This window comes from Lysinibacillus sp. FSL M8-0355, assembly GCF_038008985.1.
Lineage (GTDB): Bacteria > Bacillota > Bacilli > Bacillales_A > Planococcaceae > Lysinibacillus > Lysinibacillus fusiformis_D.
The window spans coordinates 4,726,098-4,751,466 of record NZ_JBBPAI010000001.1; the positions used below are offsets into that span (position 1 = coordinate 4,726,098).

26 protein-coding genes are annotated in these 25,369 nt (G+C 35.7%); 16 read left to right on the forward strand and 10 right to left on the reverse strand.

The window, feature by feature from the left end:
- Positions 1-97 precede the first annotated feature (97 nt).
- The gene (locus MKY46_RS23185; protein ID WP_036119456.1) at positions 98-517 is read right to left on the reverse strand and encodes a VOC family protein; all 420 of its coding nucleotides are present in this window, start codon (positions 515-517) and stop codon (positions 98-100) included.
- A 236-nt stretch (positions 518-753) separates the two neighbouring features.
- Between MKY46_RS23185 and guaC the strand changes: the two genes are divergently transcribed.
- Entirely contained in the window at positions 754-1,737 is a 984-nt protein-coding gene (guaC, locus tag MKY46_RS23190) for a GMP reductase (RefSeq protein WP_340835537.1), read from the forward strand.
- A gap of 194 nt (positions 1,738-1,931) precedes the next feature.
- Positions 1,932-3,662, forward strand: a complete 1,731-nt coding sequence (locus MKY46_RS23195) for a methyl-accepting chemotaxis protein (protein ID WP_340835540.1) — start codon at positions 1,932-1,934, stop codon at positions 3,660-3,662.
- Between the two features lie 46 nt (positions 3,663-3,708).
- Here MKY46_RS23195 and MKY46_RS23200 read toward each other — a convergent pair whose 3' ends face one another.
- A complete protein-coding gene (locus MKY46_RS23200) occupies positions 3,709-3,933 on the reverse strand; it encodes a hypothetical protein (protein ID WP_036119465.1) in 225 nt (74 codons plus the stop codon).
- Positions 3,934-4,153: 220 nt separating this feature from the next.
- On the opposite strand from MKY46_RS23200, the gene psiE reads away from it, so the two are divergent.
- The 3 genes from psiE to MKY46_RS23215 all read left to right on the forward strand — a co-directional run bounded on the left by psiE (position 4,154) and on the right by MKY46_RS23215 (position 7,516).
- Positions 4,154-4,609 carry a phosphate-starvation-inducible protein PsiE gene (psiE, locus tag MKY46_RS23205; RefSeq protein ID WP_036119468.1) on the forward strand — a complete coding sequence of 152 codons (456 nt, stop codon included), beginning with the start codon at positions 4,154-4,156 and terminating at the stop codon, positions 4,607-4,609.
- A 627-nt stretch (positions 4,610-5,236) separates the two neighbouring features.
- The gene (locus MKY46_RS23210; RefSeq protein WP_089933340.1) at positions 5,237-6,244 is read left to right on the forward strand and encodes an HAAS signaling domain-containing protein; all 1,008 of its coding nucleotides are present in this window, start codon (positions 5,237-5,239) and stop codon (positions 6,242-6,244) included.
- A 123-nt stretch (positions 6,245-6,367) separates the two neighbouring features.
- A complete protein-coding gene (locus tag MKY46_RS23215) occupies positions 6,368-7,516 on the forward strand; it encodes a fused response regulator/phosphatase (RefSeq protein WP_340835543.1) in 1,149 nt (382 codons plus the stop codon).
- A gap of 42 nt (positions 7,517-7,558) precedes the next feature.
- On the opposite strand, the gene MKY46_RS23220 is transcribed toward MKY46_RS23215, so the two are convergent.
- Together MKY46_RS23220 and MKY46_RS23225 are read right to left on the reverse strand one after the other, a co-directional pair.
- The gene (locus MKY46_RS23220) at positions 7,559-8,413 is read right to left on the reverse strand and encodes a CheR family methyltransferase (RefSeq protein WP_058844099.1); all 855 of its coding nucleotides are present in this window, start codon (positions 8,411-8,413) and stop codon (positions 7,559-7,561) included.
- A gap of 5 nt (positions 8,414-8,418) precedes the next feature.
- A complete protein-coding gene (locus MKY46_RS23225) occupies positions 8,419-11,157 on the reverse strand; it encodes an ATP-binding protein (RefSeq protein ID WP_340835545.1) in 2,739 nt (912 codons plus the stop codon).
- A 184-nt stretch (positions 11,158-11,341) separates the two neighbouring features.
- Between MKY46_RS23225 and MKY46_RS23230 the strand changes: the two genes are divergently transcribed.
- From MKY46_RS23230 to MKY46_RS23265, 8 genes are all read left to right on the forward strand, one after another.
- Positions 11,342-12,532 (forward strand): M14 family metallopeptidase, encoded by a 1,191-nt coding sequence (locus MKY46_RS23230; RefSeq protein WP_036119487.1) that lies wholly within the window; start codon positions 11,342-11,344, stop codon positions 12,530-12,532.
- Between the two features lie 183 nt (positions 12,533-12,715).
- Positions 12,716-13,045, forward strand: a complete 330-nt coding sequence (locus tag MKY46_RS23235; protein WP_036119488.1) for a PadR family transcriptional regulator — start codon at positions 12,716-12,718, stop codon at positions 13,043-13,045.
- Positions 13,042-13,449 carry a permease prefix domain 1-containing protein gene (locus MKY46_RS23240; protein WP_036119491.1) on the forward strand — a complete coding sequence of 136 codons (408 nt, stop codon included), beginning with the start codon at positions 13,042-13,044 and terminating at the stop codon, positions 13,447-13,449. Before MKY46_RS23235 ends, MKY46_RS23240 begins: the two co-directional genes overlap by 4 nt.
- Positions 13,450-13,496: 47 nt before the next feature.
- Entirely contained in the window at positions 13,497-14,108 is a 612-nt protein-coding gene (locus MKY46_RS23245; protein ID WP_230593766.1) for a hypothetical protein, read from the forward strand.
- A 12-nt stretch (positions 14,109-14,120) separates the two neighbouring features.
- Positions 14,121-15,152, forward strand: a complete 1,032-nt coding sequence (locus MKY46_RS23250; protein ID WP_340835548.1) for an alpha/beta hydrolase — start codon at positions 14,121-14,123, stop codon at positions 15,150-15,152.
- An 86-nt stretch (positions 15,153-15,238) separates the two neighbouring features.
- On the forward strand, positions 15,239-15,646 hold the full coding sequence (locus tag MKY46_RS23255) for a MarR family transcriptional regulator (RefSeq protein WP_101966864.1): 408 nt from the start codon (positions 15,239-15,241) through the stop codon (positions 15,644-15,646).
- Between the two features lie 148 nt (positions 15,647-15,794).
- Positions 15,795-16,454 carry a hypothetical protein gene (locus MKY46_RS23260; protein ID WP_101966863.1) on the forward strand — a complete coding sequence of 220 codons (660 nt, stop codon included), beginning with the start codon at positions 15,795-15,797 and terminating at the stop codon, positions 16,452-16,454.
- Positions 16,451-16,732 carry a hypothetical protein gene (locus MKY46_RS23265; RefSeq protein WP_036127135.1) on the forward strand — a complete coding sequence of 94 codons (282 nt, stop codon included), beginning with the start codon at positions 16,451-16,453 and terminating at the stop codon, positions 16,730-16,732. The genes MKY46_RS23260 and MKY46_RS23265 overlap by 4 nt, the downstream gene beginning before the upstream one ends.
- Positions 16,733-17,217: 485 nt before the next feature.
- On the opposite strand, the gene MKY46_RS23270 is transcribed toward MKY46_RS23265, so the two are convergent.
- From MKY46_RS23270 to MKY46_RS23285, 4 genes are all read right to left on the reverse strand, one after another.
- A complete protein-coding gene (locus MKY46_RS23270; RefSeq protein ID WP_330493792.1) occupies positions 17,218-18,297 on the reverse strand; it encodes an ankyrin repeat domain-containing protein in 1,080 nt (359 codons plus the stop codon).
- A 241-nt stretch (positions 18,298-18,538) separates the two neighbouring features.
- On the reverse strand, positions 18,539-20,020 hold the full coding sequence (locus tag MKY46_RS23275; protein ID WP_036127138.1) for a malate:quinone oxidoreductase: 1,482 nt from the start codon (positions 20,018-20,020) through the stop codon (positions 18,539-18,541).
- A gap of 978 nt (positions 20,021-20,998) precedes the next feature.
- Positions 20,999-21,157 (reverse strand): nucleotidyltransferase domain-containing protein, encoded by a 159-nt coding sequence (locus MKY46_RS23280; RefSeq protein ID WP_340835552.1) that lies wholly within the window; start codon positions 21,155-21,157, stop codon positions 20,999-21,001.
- A 161-nt stretch (positions 21,158-21,318) separates the two neighbouring features.
- A complete protein-coding gene (locus MKY46_RS23285) occupies positions 21,319-21,468 on the reverse strand; it encodes a hypothetical protein (RefSeq protein ID WP_230593948.1) in 150 nt (49 codons plus the stop codon).
- Between the two features lie 157 nt (positions 21,469-21,625).
- On the opposite strand from MKY46_RS23285, the gene MKY46_RS23290 reads away from it, so the two are divergent.
- Positions 21,626-22,117 (forward strand): hypothetical protein, encoded by a 492-nt coding sequence (locus MKY46_RS23290; protein ID WP_330493797.1) that lies wholly within the window; start codon positions 21,626-21,628, stop codon positions 22,115-22,117.
- Between the two features lie 66 nt (positions 22,118-22,183).
- Here MKY46_RS23290 and MKY46_RS23295 read toward each other — a convergent pair whose 3' ends face one another.
- Positions 22,184-22,459: a hypothetical protein gene (locus MKY46_RS23295; protein ID WP_036127166.1), complete on the reverse strand. Its 276-nt coding sequence runs from the start codon at positions 22,457-22,459 to the stop codon at positions 22,184-22,186.
- 181 nt (positions 22,460-22,640) lie between these two features.
- Positions 22,641-22,853, reverse strand: coding sequence for a hypothetical protein (locus MKY46_RS23300; protein ID WP_340835554.1), 213 nt, complete (start codon positions 22,851-22,853; stop codon positions 22,641-22,643).
- 240 nt (positions 22,854-23,093) lie between these two features.
- Here MKY46_RS23300 and MKY46_RS23305 point away from each other — a divergent pair, with 240 nt between their 5' ends.
- Both MKY46_RS23305 and gntK read left to right on the forward strand, forming a co-directional pair.
- Positions 23,094-23,825, forward strand: coding sequence for a GntR family transcriptional regulator (locus MKY46_RS23305; protein ID WP_036127145.1), 732 nt, complete (start codon positions 23,094-23,096; stop codon positions 23,823-23,825).
- Entirely contained in the window at positions 23,818-25,359 is a 1,542-nt protein-coding gene (gntK, locus tag MKY46_RS23310) for a gluconokinase (protein ID WP_036127147.1), read from the forward strand. The genes MKY46_RS23305 and gntK overlap by 8 nt, the downstream gene beginning before the upstream one ends.
- Positions 25,360-25,369: the final 10 nt, after the last annotated feature.

The following is a 25,369-nucleotide window of genomic DNA, read 5'->3' on the forward strand; positions in this document are numbered from 1 at the left end:
CCATAACGCTTGGCTTTCGACAAAAGACATGGATGAATTAAAATAAAGCACGATGATCTTTGGACTTTCCAAGATCATCGTGCTTTTAATTAGCTATTTATTCATTTGCCTCATGGCTAAATTGCCATTCAATACCGAATTTATCTGTCAGCGAACCGTAACATTTACTCCAAAATGTTTCTTGTAACTCCATCGTTACTTTTCCGCCGTCTTTCAGCTTATCAAATGCTGCTCGCATTTGCTCTTCGTCATCGGAAACAACCGCTAATGTAACATTATTCCCAACGGAGAACGGTGAGCCTGGAAATGTATCTGAGAACATAATTCTACTACCAAATACAGAAAGTCTTGTATGCATCACAAGATCTTTCGCTTCCTCTGGTAGTGGGTAATCAGGATTTTGAGGTGAATCTCCAAACGTCATAATTTCAGCCTTGTCCGTATTAAAAGCATTTTCGTAAAACGCAACAGCCTCTCGACAATTTCCATTAAAGATCAAATACACTTCTACTGCCATTTCCAACACTCCCTTGTCATTTTTTGAAACAATTCTATTGTAAATGGATTACAAAACATAGCACAAATTATAAATGGAATCATTCATCTACAAATAAATTTATTCCCCCTTATTTTTAAATTTTTCATTTATTTTCGTAAAAGCTTTGACATTTACTCAAAAATCATGTAAATTACCAAATGGCGAACAATTTAAAATAAATCTTTAAAAATATTCGTATTTTAGGAGTGTATATAATGGATAACGTATTTGACTATGAGGATATTCAACTAATTCCCGCAAAATGTATTGTAGAAAGTCGTTCAGAGTGTGATACTTCGGTTACTTTAGGTGGACATACTTTTAAGCTTCCTGTAGTACCTGCAAATATGCAAACAATTATTGACGAAAATCTTGCTAAGAAACTTGCTGAAAACGGTTACTTTTATATTATGCACCGTTTCCAACCAGAAACTCGTATAAACTTCATTGAAGAAATGCAAGGAAAGGGCTTAATTGCCTCGATCAGTGTTGGTGTAAAAGAAGATGAATATGCGTTTATTGAAGAATTAGCAGCTGCTAATTTAGTACCTGAATTTATTACAATTGATATTGCACATGGTCATTCAAATGCTGTTATTCGTATGATTCAGCATATTAAAAAGCACTTACCAAACAGCTTTGTCATTGCTGGAAACGTTGGAACACCTGAAGCCGTACGTGAACTAGAAAATGCTGGTGCAGATGCTACAAAAGTAGGCATTGGACCAGGTAAAGTTTGTATTACTAAAATCAAAACAGGCTTTGGTACAGGTGGCTGGCAGCTAGCTGCACTACGTTGGTGTGCAAAGGCTGCTACAAAGCCAATTATTGCTGACGGTGGTATTCGTACACATGGCGATATCGCTAAATCTGTACGTTTCGGCGCTTCAATGGTGATGATTGGTTCTTTATTTGCTGGTCATGAAGAATCACCAGGTGAAACAATTGAGGTTGATGGTAAAACGGTGAAGGAATACTTCGGCTCTGCCTCTGAATTCCAAAAAGGCGAACGCAAAAATGTCGAAGGAAAGAAAATGTATGTTGAGCATAAAGGTAGCATCAAAGATACATTAATCGAGATGCAGCAAGACTTACAATCATCTATTTCTTATGCTGGTGGCACAAAACTAGAGGCTATTCGAAATGTTGATTATGTTATCGTAAAAAATTCTATCTTCAATGGAGATAAAGTATACTAATCCATAGTAACCCCGATAAAGAACTACTTGTTCTTTATTGGGGTTCTTTTATGAGACCTTCCCCATCAATTGTTCTATAAGCATCATGAATACATAGTATATTAAAATATGACATTTATTATCAGAATTTTCTATTTTATTAGAAAGCTATATATTATAATATAACTATATTGGAGGAACGGAGGTTTTGTTTCATGAAATCAGTACGTAATAAACTTGTTAGTCTTGCCATCATAGTTATTCTAATATCAACAGTACTAGTTGGAACCGTCAATTACATCGTAGTGAAAGGTGAACTAGATCAAGTAGGTCGACAAAGTCTTAAAAATGGCACACTAGGCATTCTTGAATTAATTGCACAATTAGATGCTCAAGTCCAAAAGGGAAATATAACGTTAGAGGAAGCTCAGGAAAGTGCAAGAACACAAATTGTTGGTAAAAGAGTTGAAGACAATAAACGATCCATCGATAATCCTGTTAAATATGGGGATAATTTTTATTTCTATGCCTTTCAAGATAGCGGCATAGTCGAAACGCATCCATCTCTTGAAGGGCAAAATATTGCTGAATTACAAACAGAGGATGGACGCTATTTTGTACGCGAAATGATTGAAGCAGCTAAGGCTGGCGGAGGATATGTCCGTTATGATTGGGCACTACCCTCCACCCCTGAAATCGTTGCACCTAAAATTACTTATGTAGAAATGGACGAACATTGGGGGTGGATTATTGCAGCTGGTACATACGAAATGGACTTCAATGCAGGCACTAAAAATGTTTTCTATTACACACTTGGTATGACAATCCTTGCAACGATTATTGGTGTGGCACTCTTCTGGTTCTTCTCTGGACGAATGACTACCTACATACGCAAAATCATGGTGATTACTTCAGATATTGCTAAAGGTAAGCTAACTGGCGATGACATACCTGTTACCACAAAAGATGAACTAGGTATACTGGCTAATAACGTGAATAATATGAAACATAGCTTATATGAAATGGTCAACAATACGAAGGATAGCGCCTCTCAAATGAGAGTTTCTTCAGAGATGCTTAGTGCTATTACAGAGGAAACAACCGCTTCTGCTGACGAAATTCATCAAGCAATCAATGACATCTCTAAAGGGGCTGTTGTGCAAGCAGAAGAAGCTGAGATGGCCATTAGTAAGGTTGAAACACTATCTTCACTTATTTCACTTGCTACAAATAAATATAGTGAGATCACTGAAAATATGAATATCATCAATTCATCACAAGAAAATGGTAGACAAAAAGTAGAAGGTTTACTGCAAAATTCAAGTGAATTCACACAGGTGATTGAGGAGTTAAGAACTAATTTCTCCAGTTTGACGAATCAAATGAAAGAGATTCATCAAGTGGTACAAACAATTACATCTATATCTGAACAAACAAACCTCTTGGCACTCAATGCTAGCATAGAGGCAGCGCGTGCTGGTGAACACGGTAAAGGTTTTGCCATTGTGGCAGAGGAAGTCCGGCATTTATCGGAGGATACAAACGAAGCTACTACGCGTGTCAGAAATCTATTACAACGTATTGAGGTGGGTACTTCAAACTCTGATGCAAAGATGATACACACGCTCCAACTTTCACAAAATCAAGCCATATCGATTACTGAAGTAAAAGGAGCTTTTACATTCCTAGCAGACTCCATTCAGGATATTACAAAGCATCTCGTTTCACTAGATGAGGGAATGAACGACATGGCGGAAAATCGCATAGTGGTGATGAATGCTATCAAAGAAATAGCCAGTGTAGCTACTCAATCTGCCGCAGCTACAGAACAAATTAATGCTTCCATAGACGAACAAAAATCAGCAGTGAACTCGATTATGCACTCCTCTATGGAACTTCATACAGAGGCAGAGCGCATGTACGACTTAGTAGAACGCTTTACATGACAAGAAAAAAGAATGCTACGGTTTAGGCGTAGCATTCTTCTTAACATTATAGTTTGTTAATTACTGCGTGGATTGTTTCCTTAAGCTCTGCATCATGATCAGCAAGTTCTACAAGGTTTCCTAGACGTTCACGTAATACAGGGCGCTCAATTACTAATTTTTCATCAAGTACTTGTACCAGTAGCTCGATAATAAGACGATCACGAACGTTTAACGCTTCTTCTAAACGTTCTGGTGTAATTTTCGCATCAGTTTTTGCAGCTTTTGCCATTTTAAAAACCCCTTTTATATTTTATATTCATGCACATCTATTTTAGCATACCACTAAATTATTTTGAAAACTTTCTTTCATGAAAATATACCAAAACTTTACAAAAAATAAAGACAAGATTTACGGCAAATTGTTATATTTATATCATAATAAGCCACTGCTCAGCCATATGATGATGTATTTAACAAACCTAATACTAACACTCGATTGGAGGAAATGTATGAATCAAAAAAATTTTACTTATTCGCAGCTCATTAAAGCTGTGCCGAAATCTCTACAGCTATTTCTCAACGTTTGCCTTGTGCTACTAGCTCTTATCCTATCATTTTTGCTTTTTAAGGAGCTAATCGAATTTCTTAAAATATTAATCTTCGCCAAGGAAGGTGGCGATTATAAATTATTCCTTGCCAATATTCTTATTTTCTTCTTATATTTTGAGTTCATCACAATGATTATTAAATATTTTAAAGAGGATTATCATTTTCCACTGCGCTACTTTATATATATAGGTATCACAGCGATGATTCGTTTAATTATTGTGGAGCATGATCACCCTCTAAACACTTTAATTTATTCATTGATTATCCTGATATTAATCATAAGCTATTTTATTATTAATATCACACCACTTGAAAGACCAACGCGATCTTCTATTTTTATAAAAAAGGAGCACTGACCGGTAGTAAGAGCTATTCCTATTCTAAAATGTCGAAATACATGTAGGCTTTTCAAACACATAGAAAAACTGCAATAAGTCTTATAAATATAGCTCTTGGATCGTTACTACACCCATCACCAGCGAAGAAAGCTCGGTCCAGAGCCAAAACCCATTTTCTTATAAAAATAAACGGAAACAAAACAACAAAATGAATGTTTTTTGCTAAAAAAATTTGAAAGAGATGTTAGATGAGTTCTTTAGCAACCTTCTCTTTTTATGTAATAAAACAACTGCAACAAGCCCTACCCCACCAATTACTAGAAAACAGGTTCAATTGAAAGTCATGTAGTTGCATACCACCAATGAGTTTGTCATCTTCCCAAAGTCCATAATACTGAAAAAATTATCAAGCGATTTTTCAGCTGCTCTTTTGTCCCATTCTTCCTGGATAGTCTTTTACAACGATATTCAGAAAGTCTAAAACATCTTGTTCTTTTAATAACTTCTCTATTACTCTCATCATATCCCCTCCATTTTCAAAGTGTTGCATGTTGTTTGTGCATTTTTCATATTAATTTTTATATCCCACAAATAACCTATACACCGAAATAATGAACAATGAAAATGATTAAAGGAGGAAAATAAATGTCTTTAATTGATTCGTATATTCACGAAGTGTCTAAAAGGCTACATAAGAATAAGCGTGAAGACATAAAGCTTGAACTAAAAGCTACGATTGAGGATATGCTGCCTGAGTCCTATTCTGAATCCGATGTTAAGGATGTACTCCAAAAACTTGGAAGTCCTACCGAAGTTGCGGCAAGCTTTCAGGATACACCTCGTTTTTTAATTGGCCCAGAGATTTTTGATCAATATACAAGAACGATCAAACTAGTTATGCCTTGGGCTATTTTCATTACGGTTATTATTCATGTAATCCAAAAAATTGTGCTCTATTCAGGTGAAGAAGCGCTTCTTTCAACCATTATTTCGGCATTTGCCATGATTATTGTGGCGATTATTGCTGTAATATTTCACGTATTGTTTTGGATTACCGTTGTTTTCATCATCATCGAGCGCTCTGGTTCTGAAAAGATTCATTTACCCTTTTTGAAAAACGCCAAGCAATGGTCGCCTGATGATTTAGTTAAAATGAAACCCATTCCCAAAGTTAAAGTCATTACTTTAAGTGATACGATTTTTAGCCTAGCTGGAATTCTAATATTTTCTTTTGTCTATTGGAATGCTTATCGTCTTTTAGGGATTTATACAACGAATGACAATGGTAGCTTGAAATTTGTTATGCCAATCTTTAATCAAAATGTTTTACAATCATTTGCTCCTATCGTCTTATTATGTATTGTTCTTAGTCTCGCATTAACCTTTATAAAATGGCGTGCTGGTCAGTGGACAATGCTCATCGCCATCACGAATGCACTACTTCAAAGTGTAGGAACGATCGTCTTTATTTTAATGGCGATACACCAAGATTTTATTCATAGTGCCTCGATTCCCTACATGGCTGCTATCCTAGAAACAACATCCGCTAAGGTTGCCTATACTATAGATAAAATCTTACTCGTCAGTATAATTATTGCTGTTTTAGCAAATGCATTTGATATTTATCAAGGATTTAAAAAAGCGAAAGTATAAAATCCCCCTCTTCAAATCGCTAAAATACCTTTATTCTCTGATGTTTTGTATAATGATAAAGTTGAAAGTATTTTATATACATGAATAATCTGCACAATTCAATCAGAGTAAGGGGAATTAACTATGACCATTCTTCTAGTAGATGACAATCAAGTCAATCTATTTGTCATTGAAAAAATACTAAAAAATGCAGGTTATGATAACTGTGTTTCTCTTTCATCTGCTTATGAGCTATTTGATTATTTACAATTAGATGCACCAAATCCAACAGGAAATTCTGTAGATTTAATATTGTTAGACATTATGATGCCGGAAGTAGATGGTATTGAGGCCTGCAAACGCATTAAGCAAAATGAAAGATTGAAAGATATTCAAATCATATTTGTCACAGCACTGGAAGATAAAAACAAACTAGCAGAAGCACTAGACATTGGTGGCGTAGATTATATTACAAAACCAATTAATAAAACGGAGCTGCTTGCAAGAATTCGTGTTGCCTTACGCTTAAAAGCTGAATTAGACTGGCACACCCAGCATGACAAGAAAATTCAATATGAACTAGATCTAGCCACTCATGTACAACGAAGCCTGCTCAGTCCACCATTAAACGAGAAGGATATCCGGATAGAAGTTTCTTATCTACCATCCTCTAATTTAGCAGGCGATATGTATTATTGGTACAAAATAGACGATCATCGCTATGCTATCATTTTATTGGATATGATGGGTCACGGTATATCTGCAGCGCTTGTTTGTATGTTTATCTCCTCTGTTTTAAGAGAGGCCGTTAAACAACTAAACGACCCAGAGCTTGTCATCAAAGAACTGAATCGTTATATGACTCTTTTACAAGATGGAAAAGATAATAATCTTTATTATTTTACAGCGATTTATTTCATCATTGATACAGAGCAAAAAACAGTCGAATACATAAACGCTGGTCACCCTCCTGGATACGCACTAATAGATGAAAAAACATGTATTCCATTAAATCAAGGTAGCTGTGCGGTCGGCTTTTTCGATGAAATGAAAGTTCAAAAGCAATGTATTCAATATGAACAAGATATTCAAATTGTGTTATTTACAGATGGTGTTTTAGAGGCAATGGGTCCCTGTGAAATTGAATCAGAAAAGCATTTGCAAACGCTAACATCCACTAAGTGGGATTATTCACAACGCCTCATTGACAACCTATTACCTAAAGATAAACAAGAAAACCAGCCTGATGATATGTGTGTATTAATGATTCAAGCTAGCACTACTTCCATATAAATAAAAAGCAGAGGCTATCACATGAAGATAGCCTCTTACTCATTAATACATTTTTTGATAAATTCTTTCGTAGCCTACGATTTCTCGATATTTTGAAATAATCTCTTCAAACCGCAATGTTTCTTTATCCCCTAAGCATAAAAATCCCTTGTCACTTAGACTCTCATAAAACAAATGGTGTACCTGGCTCTGTAGCTTAGGTGAAAAATAAATCAGGACATTTCTGCACAAGACAACATGAAACTCATTAAAAGAATGATCCGTTACTAAATTATGCTGAGCAAAAATAATATTTTTCAATAGTGTTGGATGGAAGTAAGCATATTGATAATCTGTTTGATAGTATTCTGAAAACGCATGGGCTCCTCCAGCAAGCATATAGTTTTTCGTATATGCCTGCATTTTATGAATAGGGAAAGCCCCTTTCTTCGCTTTTTCTAATACTTGCTCATTCATATCTGTTGCATAAATAATAGACCTCTCTATAAGCCCCTCTTCCTGAAGTAAAATAGCCATAGAATATACTTCCTCACCTGTCGCACACCCAGCATGCCAAATACGTATTTCTGGATACTCTCTTAAAATGGGGATTACTTTTTCACGAAAAGCTTTAAAAAAGCTAGGATTACGAAACATCTCGGTTACATTTATCGAAAAATCATTCAACATCTGCTCTAAAAATTCTTGATCATGAATGACCTTTTCTAGTACCCGGGAAATCGTTGGAATGTTATTGATCCCCATCCTATTATAAATTCTACGTGAAATGGATGAACGATTGTATTGACGAAAATCATAGCCTGATAAACGATAAATAGCCTCTAGTAATAAATCAATTTCTAAATTTGTTTGTTTATTTAATTGTATTTTTTGCTCCAAAGGCTGAAATTGCTCCATGTTCATTAACTCCCTTTAGAAACGAGCCAGACTCTTAAGACCGATAGTAATTGATCTAAATTTAATGGCTTGCTAATATAATCAGATGCTCCAGCCTGCAATGATTTATCACGGTCATTTTTCATAGCCTTTGCCGTCAATGCAATGATCGGTAAGTCTATTCGTTTCATTTGTTGTCGAATAATAGTCATCGCTTCATAGCCATCCATATTCGGCATCATTATATCCATTAGAACGAGATCGATGACAGGATGCGCATGCATTACCTCTAAGCATTCAAGCCCATCTTTAGCAACTAGAATGCTCATACCTCTTTTTTCTAATGCCGTTTTTAATGCATAAATATTACGGTTATCATCATCTACTATTAAAATATTTTTCCCTTGGAAAACCTCTACCTCTTGTTGAAGGGCTCCCTCTATTTCCTTTGACTGCTCTGCAATTGGCTCCTCTACCAATGTAACGGCCACTTCGTTCATGGCAAGCTTTTGACAATGCTCCTCTTCGATTCCATTTGGTAAGCTTGGAATCGTTAACGTAAAGCTACTCCCCTGTCCTTCAGCACTTTGCAGCGTAATCCAGCCACCAAGCAATTTAGCAAACTCCTTACAAATAGAAAGACCAAGTCCAGTCCCACCATATTTTCGAACCGTAGCGCCATCGGCTTGCTGGAATGATTCAAAAATAAGCTGATGCTTGTCTTTTGGAATACCTATCCCCGTATCCGATACAGTAATTTCAAGCCAATCTGTACTTATATCCTGCATATTATTTGTTAACTGCTGTGGTGTAAGCTGATGAATAGCTAAATTTACCGAACCATGTTCCGTAAATTTAAAGGCATTGGATAATAAATTCTTTATGATTTGATGGAATCTCTTTTCATCTGTATAGAATACATCTACAACATGATCTGCCTTTGAAATATGGAATGCTAAATTCTTCTTCATCGCAACAGGTGCAAAGGTATGTTCAATTTGTACAGGTACTTCCCTCATGTTCACTTCATTAAAAATAATATCAAGCTTTCCTGCCTCGACTTTTGATAAATCTAAAATATCATTAATTAAAGCAAGTAAGTCCTCTCCAGAAGAATGAATGACTTGAGCATACTCTATTTCCTCGTCTGTTAGATTTTGTTGACTATTTTCTGCTAGCATCTCCGATAAAATTAATATGCTGTTTAAGGGTGTTCTTAATTCGTGTGACATGTTTGCTAAAAACTCGGATTTGTAGTTTGAATTCAAGATAAGCTGCTCGGCACTTTCTTCTAATTCCTTTTTCGCCTTTTCTAGCTCTCTTGATTTAGACTCTGCCTCTTTTGTACGTTCTTCAAGCTGCTCATTAATCATTGTCAGCTCTTCGGTCTGCATTTGTAATTCTTCTGATTGTGTCTGCAGCTCTTCTGATTGAACTTGTAACTCCTCAGTCATTGCTCTAGATTCATTCAATAGACGAACAATTTCCATGCGTCCTAAAACACTATTCACTGTTAGCCCAAAAGTTTCTGTGACCTGCTTTACTAATTCTTGCTGTAGCTTACTAAATTTAGTCATTGTCGCTATTTCTGCAACTGCTATCACTTCATTTTCAAAAATGACAGGAATCAATAAAATATTATGCGGTCTTACCTCGCCTAATCCTGTTCTGATTAAACGATAGTCTTTTGGAATATTATCGTAAAATAACATTCGTTTTTCTAATGCACATTGCCCAATTAATCCTTGTCCTATTTTAAAGCTTTCCATACCGACGCGATCATCTCCGTCAGCAAATGCAGCCTTTTTCACAAATTGTACTTGGTCCTCTGTTACTTCACGAACATAAAATGCACCAAGCGATGCCTCTGTTTTCTGCGCGATTTCTGACAGGAAGGTCTCAGCCAATTTTGTGATGGCTGAAACTCCTTGATATTTTGTCACAATTTCCGCAATATTGCTTTGTAGCCATTCTCTCTTTTCGACTGACTCTAGCAGTATATTCGTTGCATTAGCAAGATCATTCACTTCATCATTGGTATTCACATAGATTCTTCTTGTAAAATCACCTTTTGTAGCTGCGATTTCTTGTATGGTTTGTGTAACTTCTGTTATCGTTTTTACAATAGAACGTGAAATACCACTAGCTATGACAATTGCTATAATAGAAACTAAAATTAAAATCCCAAATAAACCACTAGTTAATTTATTATTTTGTTTATCTAATTGACTTGCCTTCGCCTGTGTATAAACATTTTCAGTTGAACGGAACGAATCAAATAACTTACGCATTTTCTCCAAATCTTGGCGCCCAGTATCTACTTTAAAAAACTCATTTAACGCTTCTATATTATTATCTTTTTTATATTGAATCGTTGGCTCTCCCGAAGTGGCAATCCAATGTTCAATCGTTTCCTCTATCTCTTTTAGTTTTTCCTGCTGTGATGGTTTATCTGTCATTCGCTGATAGAGATCATTAAAATCTATTTTCCAATTATCAGCTGCCTTATTATAAGGCTCAAGATAGCTTTGCTTGCCTGTAATAATGAAAGCTCGCTGACTCGATTCCATATCCAATATATATTTTTCAATTTCATTGGTTAGTGTTTGAACATTGGAATCGTACTTAATAATATAATTTCTTTCCTTTTGCAAAGAATTAATTTGATTATTTAATATGACAACGGCTGCAAGTAAGCAAAGAATGATTACGATATAACCTAATGTAATCTTAGAGCGTATACCCAATTTCAATCTATTTAACATTTGGTTTTCCTACCTTTACCTTTCTTTCACTCTATTTTATTACTAGTATACATGTAAAAATAACTGATTATCTCTTCTTTTGACATGAGCAACAAAGAAATTTTGCTGTTTCGTATTAATAAGTCTATGCATTTTTCATATACATTTTATATTGAGTCATTTCTAAATTAAGGAGAGAATACATGTGGACATAATCGTAAGACCAGGAGATTCACTTTGGCATTTCAGTGAAGTGTTTAAAATACCGCTTCAACTAATTTTAGATTCCAATGAAAATATAAATCCCCAATTTTTAAGAGTTGGACAACGCATTCGTATTCCTGGTTTTGTAACCATCGACTATCAATTGAAACAAGGGGACTCTTTTTGGCAAATTGCACAGAGTCAAAACCTCCCCCTAGTCGCCCTATTACTCGTTAATCCAGGTCTCAATCCAAATCGCTTACAAATTGGTCAGATGATTCGTATACCACAACGTATTACGTGGCGTTTAGTTGATGGTAAGCAAAATTATACGTATACCCGTATGATGAATGATCTTAATAAACTAATTGATGCTTATCCTTTTCTTCACAATTCAACTATTGGTAGTTCCGTTTTAGGGAAAGGTCTACCTGAGTTGTTGATTGGCAATGGAGCTAAACGTGTTCACTATAACGGCTCCTTCCATGCAAATGAATGGATTACTACACCTATTATTCTAACATTTTTAAACGACTATTTGCTCGCCCTCACCAACCAAAGTAGCATTCGTGGCATCTCTCCATTCTCTCTTTACCAGCAAACCTCTCTTTCTATCGTACCCATGGTGAATCCTGATGGAGTGGATTTAGTAATACAAGGTCCCCCAAATGATACAACATTAAGAAATCAACTAATTACATGGAATAATGATAGCTCTGATTTTTCTGGCTGGAAAGCAAACATCCATGGCATCGATTTAAATGATCAATTTCCTGCACAATGGGAGTTAGAAAGTGCCCGTAACCCTAAGACACCAGGGCCTAGAGATTATGGTGGTGACAGACCTTTATCTGAACCTGAAGCTATTGCGATGGCTGACTTGACTAAACTACGTGATTTTTCAAGAGTACTAGCCTTTCATACACAGGGGCGTGTTATTTATTGGGGCTTTGAAAATCTTGAGCCTCCAGAATCAGAGGTACTTGTGAATGAATTTAGTAGAGTCAGCGGCTATGAACCCATTCAATCTGCAGGAAGCTATGCAGGCTATAAAGATTGGTTCATCCAAGATTGGCGTAGACCTGGCTTTACCGTTGAGCTAGGAAGCGGTACGAATCCTTTGCCAATCAGTCAGTTTGACGAAATTTATGAGGAAGCCCTCGGAATTTTTCTTGCAGCATTATATATGTAAAAGTATTGTTTGAGCTCCATTCGCTATGAAATTGTCCTTTGCGGCATTTCAGTGAATGGAGTTTTTTCATGAAGAGGAATTGGACATAATTGCAAAAAGGAAAAATAAATTACTTTGACAGGTAGAGTAATGTTTGCTACTATTACTCTGACAGATAGAGCAATAAAATAAAGTAGGTGACTTATGGTTCGCAGTGATATTATCCGAGGACATTTGGATTCGATTATTTTACGGCTAATTTCAGAAAAAGATCGTTATGGCTACGAAATTTCTCAGGAAATAAGTCTCCGTACAAACAATCGATTTCAAATCAAGGAAGCAACTTTGTATGCCGTTTTTCAACGTCTCGAGAAAAAGGAAATTATTGAAGCCTATTATGGCGATGTTTCACATGGAGGCAAAAGAAAGTATTACCGTATTACCTCATTAGGTAAAGCCTATTTAAATGAGTTAGTGAAAGAATGGTCAGAAGTAAAGGAAATAATCGATTTATTTATGGAGGGCTTTGAATGAAAAGAATAAAAAACCATATTGATGAGCTTTTTAAGGATATTCCTCGTAATAACGAGACTGAAATGGTCAAACAAGAAATCATTGAAAATCTTGAAGAAAAAGTATTTTACTTGATGGATCAAGGAAAGGAACAAGAAGATGCCATCAATAAGGCGATTGTAGAATTCGGAGATATTGAAGATTTGAAAAAGGAATTGGGTGTTAAGGAGCCTGCTAAGAAAAACATGGCAAAACTAAATTTAGAGTTTTCCATCTGGGGGAGTGGCTTAATCATTGCATTTTTTATCTTTATTAATCTTTATTACACTCCACATACAGTTTGGGCCATCTATCCAATCTTCGCAATACTTTGGTGGCCTTTATCAATGTACTTTGTATGGTCACGTAAGAAATGGGGTGAATGAACATGAGGAACTTTATTAACTTTTCTTTAGCCGGGAGCCTGATGACCATGATTTTTTTAGGGATCGTCAATTACACGACATCACCGCAAACAATGTGGTTTATATATCCTTGCCTGCTGCTCTTGCTATGGCCAATTACGCTATTTTTTATGTCTAATAAAATGTATAAACAATACTCTATCGTTTGTAGTGCAATGATTATCGCATTTCTTATCGTTGAAAATTATTTATATGCACCAAATCATTTATGGTTTATCTATGCTATTTATCCAATTATCTGGTGGCCGCTTCTTATGTACTTAGGTGAAAAAGCAAAAACTTTAAAAACAGCACTCATCGGCTGTGCTTCCACAATTATTTATTATGCATTCCTGAATATCATGCTGTCTCCTCAATATCCTTGGGCGATTTATCCCGCGTTTTTAATTATGTGGTGGCCTCTAGCTTTATATCATGCTCAACGGAAAACGTTTGTAGCATTCTCCGTGACAGCTTCATTGCTAATTAGTATCTTTTTCATTATTGTTAACGTCGTTTCTTCACCTACGGTTATATGGGCGATCTACCCTATTTTTGTTACGCTGTGGTGGCCGCTAAGTATGTATTTTTATGTGTATAAAAGAAAAATGTATCAAGCTACCTTTACGAAACGCATGTAAAGAAGGGATTCTATGAAAGCTATTAAAAAATTCGTCAAATATCTTGTTATTATCATGAGCTCCTTACTTTTACTAGCACTTCTATTCCCAACATGGACATCATCTATAAAGGGAACTAATAGCATTAGTACATTAGAGCAGGTAGCAATTAACGACAGTGACCATGAAATTATGATACGTGGGCAAAACAAAGATAATCCTGTGATCATCTTTGTCCACGGTGGACCTGGCTGTTCTGAAATCCCCTATGCCAAAAAATATCAAGATTTGCTGGAAACCGAATTTACCGTGGTCCATTACGATCAACGGGCTAGCGGGAAATCCTATCATTTTTTCGAGGACTATTCTAATCTTTCATCTGACCTGCTTGTGGAGGATTTATTAGCACTGACTGATTATATAGCTAATCGCCTAGACAAAGAAAAAATCATCTTAATCGGTCATTCCTATGGTACATATATTGCCACACAAGCAGCTGCTAAAGCTCCTGAAAAATATGAAGCCTACATTGGTATTGGTCAAATGAGTAATACCATTGAAAGTGAAATGGATAGTTTACAGTACACCATCCTACAGGCTCAACTCAAAGGGAACACAGAAGATGTTGTATATTTACAAAGGTTAACGGAAGACATTAATAAGGGTAAGACATTTACACCCCGCCATTACGTAAATAAATATGGAGGAGCCACAAGAAACATTGATAACCCTGACGGCAATATGTTAGGAATGCTATTCAGTGCAGAATATAATTTATTGGATATGATCCGCTACAACAAAGGCCTATCATTATCTCAAGAAGCATTATTAAAAGAGATCATGCAACATCCATTACCTACTAAAGTTAATAGACTAGACCTCCCCTTCTATTTTGTAATGGGTGACTACGACTATCAAACATCATCGAATACCGCTAAAAAATACTTCGACCAAATAGATGCCGAGAAAAAAGAATTTATAGCATACGAACACTCTGCACACTACCCACAGTTCGAAGAAAAAGATAGATTTTTTGAATGGATGCGTGTGACTTTTAAACAATAAATTTTTTAAGAGCTATTCTATGCTTGGAAAGATTTATTTAATTGCTATATAATTTAATTATTAAATATTTTAATGGACGTGATTATATGGCAGATAGTCTACACAATGTAGAAATCATTATGAAAGAAATGCTGGACATTCAGCAAAAATCAAAAATGTTTGTGGAACTTTTAACTAAGGGGGAAGCATTGTCGCAAAACCAATTGATTTTACTTCTGCAACTAAAAATAAATAATGGAATGAAGGCAACCGAAATCGCTGACTTCTTTAGTGTAACACCTGGAGCTGTAACTTCCATGTGCGATAAGCTGGAAAAGCTAGAGCTGATTCAACGAATTAGAGAAAATAATGATCGTCGTGTTGTCAAAATGGCTTTAACCAATAATGGTGATCAGAAGGTCCAAGAAATTTTCTTAAAGTTTTCTCAGGATAAACTGGCAGACATGGCTAACATCTTACGTGAAGTAAATCAATTAATGAATAATATTTTTTAGGATTTCAACAAATTGAAATCCTTTTTTTATCGGCCAAATTTTAGGGAATCCTTTTGTTCTTGACAAAAGGGGGATGCATATATTTTAATTAATATATATTTCAATAATTAAAATATATATTAATTAAAATAAAATGAGGTGATTTTTTATGTTTCAAAAACTGCGTACGCTAACACTAACGAATGGTCGCATTAAACATCTGGATACTGGGTATGAGCAATTAAATATTCGAGGAGCTGTAGCTTTACATCAAGAAGTACACTTAAAAAAGGTGTCCACTCATGGTCATAGCTCCTTTTATTGCTCTGTTACTGCCCAGGTATTTAACAGTTCAGGCTCATGCACATTAAAGGATTATTGTGAGATCGAAGAACTAACAAACGCTGGAAACATTCAAATACGTAATGGATGTGTCCACAAGATCAATAGTTCTGGGAAATTCATAATTGAGGAGAAATTACAGAGCAGACGGTTCGACGCTATTGGTGTAGTAAAAGCTGAAGAAATAGTGGCTAATCATTTTCAGTTGAAATTATCGGGGGAAAGTGAAATTAGCAAGCTACTGGCGGACAATGTAGTGATAGAAAAAGATCGAGTGACACTTCTTCCATTATTTAAGAAAAGGTTAAGTTGCCATACAATCAAAGGAAAACAACTGCAACTATCGTATACAGATGCACACATTGTTGACGGCGAAGTAGTTAGAGTGGGAGAAAACTGTCTAATTGAGACGCTTTACTATACAGATGATTATACGATTGCTTCAAACGCAAAGGTATACCACATTATACGGAGGGAAAAAGAATGACATTCCTAAAAATGCTACAAGCCTTTTTTTGCTCATTAGCCCTAGTTGTCTTATCCGTTCTTTACATTGGCTTACTTGTAAGTGCTGTTCTATCTATACTCGCTGGCATGTTACGAACATTCGGACTAGATCAAATTAAAATGAGCATCTGGTATGATGTAGACCTCCCAATTCTATTCAGCATCCCCCTAGCACTGCTAGTAGCTGTACTACTATTCCTTTGTGCCACCTATATCAAACGCTCTATGGTATTTTGTTTATCAAAGCTTCGAATTTAGATAACATGATTAAACAATCTTCCATTTTCGTTAATCTAGTGTATTCAGGCACAATTGGAACTCCGAGGATTGACAATAAAAGTCATGAATTAATATTTGTTACTAGTTTTAGAAAAAGGCGTATTCTTAATGGAATATGCCTTTTTACATTTTTAATAGAAAACATAGTAAATAGAGAAAAATAGCAAAACTTGTAAGTAGTAACTTAGGAGATGCAATCCAGCGAAAACAGCACCAATGGGCAAAATCACAAATATGATACTGACAACCACAAGATGAACCTATATAAAAGCCATACATCGTATTTTCTTGATTAGGTACAATTGGGAATATGACATTCATTATAAAAATGAAAAGAGATACTCCAAAATCGTTTATTTTGCCCACACCTGTTAAATATAAATAATGAACAGTATGATAATACATGTGAAAATTATCTTTCCTGTCCTATCCCCATTCAGAAAGTAACCATGGACGCAATATTACTAAAGTTCCCCTTCAAGAAATTGGATAAGATAGAACTCAGGCTTAGCTAGGAACTCTGTGAAATTGCATAAATCTGCATATTCCTCATGCTCCACATCATAGCATCCAACTTGTCCCTTACCTTCCGGGTTCCAAACTACTTGTAAATCAGAATAATTGTCGACATTGGCTGAAAGAAGAAGCAGCTTTTGTTGACCAAACTTCATCTCAATTGTATCCGTTAGGTTAAAAAAATCGATATAGTGAATGTCATAATCATTTGGTGCAAGTTTAAGATGCAATTGATCACCTGTCAGAAAATCAAGCAATTCCTTTGGTAATTTATATTTTTGTAACGCACACCTTTTATTCTCTATCGAATGAAGCTCTATAGGTTCGAGTGCTTTTAAATAATTGGCAAGCTCCTTATTTTTCATACCTAGTGCAATAGTATAAGGGCGTTGCCCATCTTTCTCCGTTAAAGTGATACTTGCACCTCGTTCAATTAAATATTTCACCATAGTGATATTGCCCATTCGTGTTGCAACTGTTAATGGTGTTGCTCCATAGGGATAGACCATGTCAGGCTTTTGGTAATTAATATCTACTCCTTGTTCAAGTAAATAATTGACTGTTTTCTTATCAAAATCAGATACAGCTTGTCGTAATACTGCCCCTCCATACTCTTTCACATCAAGTCCGAGTTCATGAATGAGCGGGATATTTCTTTTATTTCCATAGTATGCCTGTAAATAAGCTCCAGAGCCAACTTGATTATGTCCATCTAGTTTTGCGCCTTGTTCAACAAGGTAACGCACTATTTCCTCCTTACAATAACGAACAGCTCGTAAAAAAGCTGGATTCTTTTTAACATTTAAATTTACGTTATACGCAACTAATAGTTTTACTACATCAAATTGCTGTGCAATTAATGCTAAATCCAATGGGCTTAATGATGTATGCTTACTTAAATGGATTTCCTCTTCAATATTCCAACCTTTATCCTTGGCTTCTTGCAACGCAGTTAAATCTCCAGCATAGATATGCATTGCAAGCTCCGGTATTTCCCTAAATGTTCCAATGTCTTGTAGCTTAATCATCTTTAGATTGGCCTCCTTCATACATTTATAAAGAGTATAGAAAACAACTACTTACAAAACAACAGGAAATAGGACTACAGTTTAATCAATAACAACTGATATTTATATTCATTTTCAAGGTTCATTTATTAAAAAAGCAACTAGGTTAGACATTTCCCAGGAAAAGATATTTGCAAAATAAAAGGAGCCCTCAATCCTGAATAGATTGAGGGCCTGTCTTAAACGCTTATATGAATTGCCTTTATTTTAAACAAAGAGCTTTATCTGTTGTTGCATTAATTTCTTTTAGAAGCTCTGGGTTTTCTGCTAATGATAAACCATAAGATGGAATCATTTCTTTAATTTTTGTTTCCCACTCTTTAATATGTTGAGGGAAACATTTATTAAGAACTTCAAGCATAACATGCACAGCCGTAGACGCACCTGGTGAAGCTCCAAGTAAAGCTGCAATCGATCCATCAGCAGCACTTACAACTTCTGTACCAAATTGGAGTGTTCCTTTGCCGCCAGCTTCTGTATCTTTAATAACTTGTACACGTTGACCAGCTACGATAATATCCCAGTCATCGCTCTTCGCATTTGGAATGAAATCACGTAACTCTTCCATACGTTGTTCTTTTGAAAGCATAAGCTGTTGGATTAAATATTTTGTTAATCCCATCTCTTTCACGCCTGCCGCTAATAATGTTGTAATATTATGCGGTTTTACAGAAGCAAATAAATCCATATTGGAACCCGTTTTTAAAAACTTAGGTGAGAAACCTGCGAATGGTCCAAATAGTAATGATTTCTTATTATCAATATAACGTGTATCAAGATGCGGAACTGACATTGGTGGAGCACCAACTTTTGCTTTTCCGTAAACTTTTGCATGATGTTGTTCAGCCACTTCTGGATTATTACATGCTAAGAATAGACCGCTAATTGGGAACCCACCAATATGTTTCCCTTCAGGAATACCTGATTTTTGTAATAATTCTAGGCTTCCTCCACCAGCTCCAAGGAAGACAAATTTTGCTGAATGATATTCCATTTTACAGCCGTCTAAATCATGCACACGTACTTCCCATGAACCATCACTAGCTTGTTTTAAACTTTCAACACTATGGTTGTAGTTAACATCCACATCTTTGGATTTTAAGTGGTCAATTAACATACGTGTTAAAGCACCAAAGTTAACATCCGTACCCGTGTCAATTTTTGTTGCAGCAATGTCTTCACCCGCTGGACGATTCTCCATAATAAGTGGAATCCATTTTTTTAGTGTTTCAGGGTCATTAGAAAATTCCATTCCTTCAAATAAAGGATTTTTTATCATCGTTTCATGACGTTTCTTTAGAAACTCAACATTTTCTTTCCCTTGTACTAAACTCATATGTGGTAAAGGCATAATGAAGTCTTGTGGATTATTGATCAGCTTATTGTTTACAAGATACGACCAAAATTGTCTTGAAACTTGGAACTGTTCATTAACATTAATCGCTTTTTTGATATCGATTGATCCGTCTTTTTTCTCTGAAGTGTAGTTCAGCTCACATAATGCAGCATGTCCAGTTCCCGCATTGTTCAATTCGTGAGAACTTTCTTCGCCTGCTTTCTCAAGCTTTTCAAACACTGTAATTTTCCAATCTGGTGCTAATTCTTTGAGCAATGTTCCCAAAGTTGCACTCATGATTCCGGCACCAATTAAGATAACATCTGATTTAATTTGTCTGTTACTCATTTTTACCTTCCTTATATGTTAAGATTTGCAGAAAGGATGTTAGCACTCCCGCTTTAGAAGTACTGTAAGCCATGGAGCAACCTTGGAGCACACCATTTCTGTATCAATTATTACCTTATTGCAGTTTATCACAATTAGTTCAAGAATAAAATATCAACTATTTATATGAGAGTTATCAGCTTTTTTCGAGCCTTTCCATTCATAACTCAAGCAAAAAAACAACTTTTTATTCTAGTTAAAACTTGGTTTTTTTAAGCTTTATGGAATATTCGCCCTAAAAATGGTTGACATTTTCATAAAAAATAGATTCTTTTTATTATTATATCTCTATAATAACATAGCGATAGGCCGCCCGTCTTGTTTTTGAACTAGCTCCCTATTCTTCAAGATACACTGTCGATTGGGCTTTCAATATGCCAACCATCACTATGAAAACCACCCATTTGCAGTAACACATAATCGACTAATGCTTCATATAATGTCATCATCTGTTGTGCGTTGTCCTCCTGCATTGCATGGACAAACATGTTTTTAAAAGCCACATCTAGAAATGCTAGCTTACTATATTTTTGAAAATAGATTGGATCTTCAAGATAGGGCATAGATTTGAAAAGAAGGAACTATTTCTACATTCAAAAACTGACAGTACTCCATAAACAAATTTGCTAATTCGTTATGATAGGTAAAGTTAAAGTCTTTTCTCTCTTGCTCATAACAGTCCTTTAAATTATCCAGTGCATTCCATACTCCATATTTTTTTCTCATACTTTATATTTTTTTCGAGCCACTCTTCTGCTTCAAATTTTCAGTTTTTTATTATTCCAGTATAATCAAATACTATTCTACCTGTTTTAAATTGCAACATCGACATGGTTCTCCGTCTATTAAAATCTCTTGGTAATACTTTCGAATTTGAGCTGGTGGATTCGCAAAGTATTCAATTAAAAAGCCATTCACTACTCGATTGCTTCTTTCTTTTCACTCCACATGATCTGCCAAAATAATATGTATATCGATATTAGAGCGTTTTGAGGGGTACCCTGTAACATAACTCCCACAAACTAGTGCTCCTACGACATCCCCTCGATCTTTCCAATCTTTCAAGAATGTTTCAAGTGCTAATGTCCATTTGTCCATTGATCATGGACTTCCTTTTTGCTATGTCATTTTTTATTCTACACTATTCAAACAACAGAAAATCCATAATGACGTTTTCTGTTTTAATTAATTGGTTGCATGTGGGGCAAAAATTATCCTAATGAAAAAACCGCACTCTTTTAGGTACGGTTCTCAACATGCTAGAATAAATCAGCTAAAAATGTTTGTATTGATGTAGGTAATAGCTGAAAGAATAATCCCTCATATTTAATATCGAGTACACCAGCAATAACAATGACAGCAAAAATTAAAAACAGAAAGATTTTCTTATTTTTAGAAATCCACTTCAATAGATTCCACTCCTCTAGCTTTATAGTAAACATTTTCAGTATAGATGGGTTCATAAAAAATAGTAATCCCTAGTTACTGCCTGTCACCTAAATTTCCTATACTACATACATTAAAATGATACGGTACAATTTAGAATTATGTAAGAAGGGAATGACTATGGTCAATTTTAAATCTTTTCGTGGTGTCGTCACACAAATCAGTGATTTTCCAGTAGGGCAAAACGGGGATAAGGAAGGTTGTTATAAAATGATGACCTTAGAAGATGGAGCTGGAGGGGTCGTCAACTTTGTTATTTCTCCTTCTACTTATTTTGTTCATCATGAAATCGTTACGACAGGAGAATGGGTCACAGGCTATTATGATGGGGATGCACCTGTACCAATGATTTATCCACCCCAATATCGTGCTTTAATCATTGTTAAAGATAGCAACTATCAAAATGTAAAGGTAGATTTTTTTAATCATCAATTGCTAAGTAGTGATGGCCTATTGCAATTAAACCTTTCTCCTACTACTGTTATCTCGCTTAAAAATGGGCAGCCCTTTTCTAAAAGCCCTGCCAATCGAAACCTCGTTGTCTTTTATGGACCTACCACTCGGAGCATTCCTGCCCAAACCACACCATATGAAATCATTGTTTGGTGTTAACCTCATCATTGAAATAAGCAACGGCTTAAACCTCACTACGAGAATTTAAGCCGCTTTCCTCTGTGATTACCTATTCATATCATCTTTCATTTCATGTAATTGCTGTTTAATCTGCTCTAGGCTTTCTTTATTTTGCTGCACAATATCTAAATGTTCACCATATTGCTCTGCATTGAAACGTGCATTTTCGGCATGCTTTATTTGATTGAAAGCATGCTCTAACGCTATTTCCTCTGGATGTAATTTAGCATGCTTCAACAAACGATCTGCCTTTAGCACTGAGTTACTAAACAATGTACTAGGATGATCTTGCTTCCAACTTGTATCAGAATGTTTAGCCAATGTATACATCTTCCCTTCTTAAAAAATTTCATTGTTCTAGATGTAGTATTATGAATTGATTCGAAAATATGTATGGTAAATAATCCTCCCAACACAATATTTCCCAGGCGATATTTAAAGAACTAAGGCATCCGCTGCCTTAGTTCTTTTCCCAATGTCATGAATAGTTGTCAAATATCAATTAGTGCCATGCAGTCCGTTCACTGACAGGTTGCTTGATGCCTGTTTTCCCTTGTGTTTCAGCAAAATTATTGACCTGTGCTGAAGACGCATCAAGCTCAAATTCAGCTCCAAACTCTTCCTGATGGAGTTTTTGACGCTGTTTATTTGATTTGTTTGCACTACTCGTTCCAGTTGCTTTTGCATCGTTACGATTTGTTTTCATATTTGACATAACCACCCTCCATCGAGTATTTGAAAAGCTCTAACATCGACTAAATGTTTTATGAACTTTTCATTCTCAAGTTTGTCCATAGAGCAAGAAAACAATGTGCATTAAATTTTTTATTTAGCCTAAGTATAGTGTTGAGGCTTTTTTCCATTTCTAATTGTTAGTAAGTCGCTTGCAATCTTATTTTCTTTCTGACTATAATACTTGTATACAAGTATACTCAAAATCAAAAAGGGTGATTTTATGAGCCAATCTAAGGACTATTTATACCCACAAAAATGGCTTTCTAAAGCTTCAACAGGCGATCGTGTAGCCTATGAACTTAGAATGCGCATTATTTCAGGCTTAATTGAAAGCGGTACCATTCTTTCTGAAAACAAACTAGCAGCTGATTTTGAAGTAAGTCGTTCACCTATTCGTGAAGCCTTAAGAATACTAGCGTCTGAAAATATCATTCGATTAGAGAAAATGGGCGCTGTTGTCATTGGTTTATCAGAAAAAGAAATTGAAGAAATTTATGATGTTCGTCTGTTGATTGAAACATTCGTGTTTGAACGTCTCATAAAAATGGATACAACTAGCTTAGCAATAGAACTGAGCAAAACATTAGAAATGATGAAGGTTGCCATTAAATATAACGATGCCGACGAATTTTCTTATCAGGATGTTATGTTCCACGAGGCAATTATTCGTTCCATCGATCATTCTTATATGACGATGATTTGGAATAATTTAAAGCCAGTAATGGAAGGCCTTATTTTGTTATCTATGCGCATGCGCTTCCAAGAAAAATATGAGGATTTCACTCGTATTGTGAAAAACCATGAGCTGTATATTGATGCGATCAGAGCAAAAGATCGAGAGCTCATGATTAAATCCTTACATGAAAATTTTGATGATGTTCAAGGCAAGGTAGAAGATCTATGGCGGTCACAGCAAATGCTATCTAAAGGGGTTGAGCCACAAAATGACTAACTATATGTTAGGTGTTGATATAGGGACTACTAGCACCAAAGCCGTATTATTTAGTGAACAAGGCAAGGTTATTCAACAAGAGAATATTGGGTATCCATTATATACACCTGATATTTCAACAGCTGAGCAAAATCCAGAAGAGATTTTTCAAGCTGTGCTGCAAGCCATTACCCACATTATGAAAGTCCATTCTGACAAATCATTATTATTTGTTTCCTTTAGTAGTGCTATGCATAGTGTTATTGCTGTAGACGAGGATGATCAACCCTTAACACCTGTCATCACTTGGGCGGATAATCGTAGTGAGGCATGGGCACATAAAATTAAAGATGAATGGAATGGACATGAGGTTTATAAAAGAACGGGTACACCTATTCATCCAATGTCTCCATTAAGCAAAATTACTTGGCTTGTAAACGAGCATCCTGAAATCGCTCGAAAAACAAAGAAATACATTGGCATTAAAGAATATATTTTTAAGAAGTTTTTCGATCAATACGTTGTGGATTATTCTTTAGCTTCGTGTATGGGTATGATGAATCTCCATACATTAGATTGGGACGAAGAAGCTTTAGCCATTGCAGGTATTACGAAAGCACAATTATCGACTCTTGTACCTACAACGCAATCGTTTTCTAACTGTAATGTCCGTTTAGCTAAACAAATTGGTATTGATCCTCAAACACCGTTTATCATTGGTGCAAGTGATGGCGTACTGTCCAATTTAGGTGTTAACGCAATTAGAGAAGGTGAAATTGCTGTCACAATTGGGACAAGTGGTGCTATCCGTACCATTATCGATAAGCCCAAAACAGATGTGAAAGGTAGAATTTTCTGTTATGCCTTAACAGAAAATCATTGGGTTATCGGCGGACCCGTAAACAATGGTGGTATGGTATTACGCTGGATTCGTGATGAGTTTGCTTCTTCTGAGATCGAAACAGCCAAAAGACTAGGTATTGATCCATATGAAGTGTTAACAAAAATTGCAGAACGTGTAAGACCTGGTGCTGATGGACTGCTATTCCATCCTTATTTATCAGGTGAACGTGCACCTTTATGGAATCCAGATGTACGTGGTTCATTTTTCGGTTTAACAATGTCACATAAAAAAGAACATATGATACGAGCTGCTCTCGAAGGGGTTATCTACAATTTATATACGGTCTATTTAGCATTACTCGAGTGTATGGAAAGCCCTGTCACACGTATCCAAGCAACAGGTGGTTTTTCACGCTCTGAGATTTGGAGACAAATGATGGCTGATATTTTTGAATCGGAAGTAGTAGTACCTGAAAGCTATGAAAGTTCCTGTCTCGGTGCATGTATTTTAGGCTTATATGCTATTGGAAAAATCGATTCCTTTGATGTTGTCGCTGATATGGTTGGTGACACTTATAAACATACCCCAATCGAAGAGGCAGCCAAAGAATATAGACAATTGCTCCCCATTTTCATTCGTTTATCTAGAGTGTTAGCAGATGATTATGCGTCAATTGCTCATTATCAAAGGAGCTTAATTAAGCCCGACTAAAGAGGAGGAG

Excerpts from the sequence above, each read along its gene's own strand:
- MKY46_RS23185 (WP_036119456.1), bottom strand. The coding sequence starts at position 517 with ATGGCAGTAGAAGTGTATTTGATCTTTAATGGAAATTGTCGAGAGGCT.
- guaC (WP_340835537.1), top strand. The coding sequence starts at position 754 with ATGGATAACGTATTTGACTATGAGGATATTCAACTAATTCCCGCAAAA.
- MKY46_RS23195 (WP_340835540.1), top strand. The coding sequence starts at position 1,932 with ATGAAATCAGTACGTAATAAACTTGTTAGTCTTGCCATCATAGTTATT.
- MKY46_RS23200 (WP_036119465.1), bottom strand. The coding sequence starts at position 3,933 with ATGGCAAAAGCTGCAAAAACTGATGCGAAAATTACACCAGAACGTTTA.
- psiE (WP_036119468.1), top strand. The coding sequence starts at position 4,154 with ATGAATCAAAAAAATTTTACTTATTCGCAGCTCATTAAAGCTGTGCCG.
- MKY46_RS23210 (WP_089933340.1), top strand. The coding sequence starts at position 5,237 with ATGTCTTTAATTGATTCGTATATTCACGAAGTGTCTAAAAGGCTACAT.
- MKY46_RS23215 (WP_340835543.1), top strand. The coding sequence starts at position 6,368 with ATGACCATTCTTCTAGTAGATGACAATCAAGTCAATCTATTTGTCATT.
- MKY46_RS23220 (WP_058844099.1), bottom strand. The coding sequence starts at position 8,413 with ATGGAGCAATTTCAGCCTTTGGAGCAAAAAATACAATTAAATAAACAA.
- MKY46_RS23225 (WP_340835545.1), bottom strand. The coding sequence starts at position 11,157 with ATGTTAAATAGATTGAAATTGGGTATACGCTCTAAGATTACATTAGGT.
- MKY46_RS23235 (WP_036119488.1), top strand. The coding sequence starts at position 12,716 with ATGGTTCGCAGTGATATTATCCGAGGACATTTGGATTCGATTATTTTA.
- MKY46_RS23240 (WP_036119491.1), top strand. The coding sequence starts at position 13,042 with ATGAAAAGAATAAAAAACCATATTGATGAGCTTTTTAAGGATATTCCT.
- MKY46_RS23245 (WP_230593766.1), top strand. The coding sequence starts at position 13,497 with ATGATTTTTTTAGGGATCGTCAATTACACGACATCACCGCAAACAATG.
- MKY46_RS23250 (WP_340835548.1), top strand. The coding sequence starts at position 14,121 with ATGAAAGCTATTAAAAAATTCGTCAAATATCTTGTTATTATCATGAGC.
- MKY46_RS23255 (WP_101966864.1), top strand. The coding sequence starts at position 15,239 with ATGGCAGATAGTCTACACAATGTAGAAATCATTATGAAAGAAATGCTG.
- MKY46_RS23260 (WP_101966863.1), top strand. The coding sequence starts at position 15,795 with ATGTTTCAAAAACTGCGTACGCTAACACTAACGAATGGTCGCATTAAA.
- MKY46_RS23265 (WP_036127135.1), top strand. The coding sequence starts at position 16,451 with ATGACATTCCTAAAAATGCTACAAGCCTTTTTTTGCTCATTAGCCCTA.
- MKY46_RS23270 (WP_330493792.1), bottom strand. The coding sequence starts at position 18,297 with ATGATTAAGCTACAAGACATTGGAACATTTAGGGAAATACCGGAGCTT.
- MKY46_RS23275 (WP_036127138.1), bottom strand. The coding sequence starts at position 20,020 with ATGAGTAACAGACAAATTAAATCAGATGTTATCTTAATTGGTGCCGGA.
- MKY46_RS23280 (WP_340835552.1), bottom strand. The coding sequence starts at position 21,157 with ATGGACAAATGGACATTAGCACTTGAAACATTCTTGAAAGATTGGAAA.
- MKY46_RS23290 (WP_330493797.1), top strand. The coding sequence starts at position 21,626 with ATGGTCAATTTTAAATCTTTTCGTGGTGTCGTCACACAAATCAGTGAT.
- MKY46_RS23300 (WP_340835554.1), bottom strand. The coding sequence starts at position 22,853 with ATGTCAAATATGAAAACAAATCGTAACGATGCAAAAGCAACTGGAACG.
- MKY46_RS23305 (WP_036127145.1), top strand. The coding sequence starts at position 23,094 with ATGAGCCAATCTAAGGACTATTTATACCCACAAAAATGGCTTTCTAAA.
- gntK (WP_036127147.1), top strand. The coding sequence starts at position 23,818 with ATGACTAACTATATGTTAGGTGTTGATATAGGGACTACTAGCACCAAA.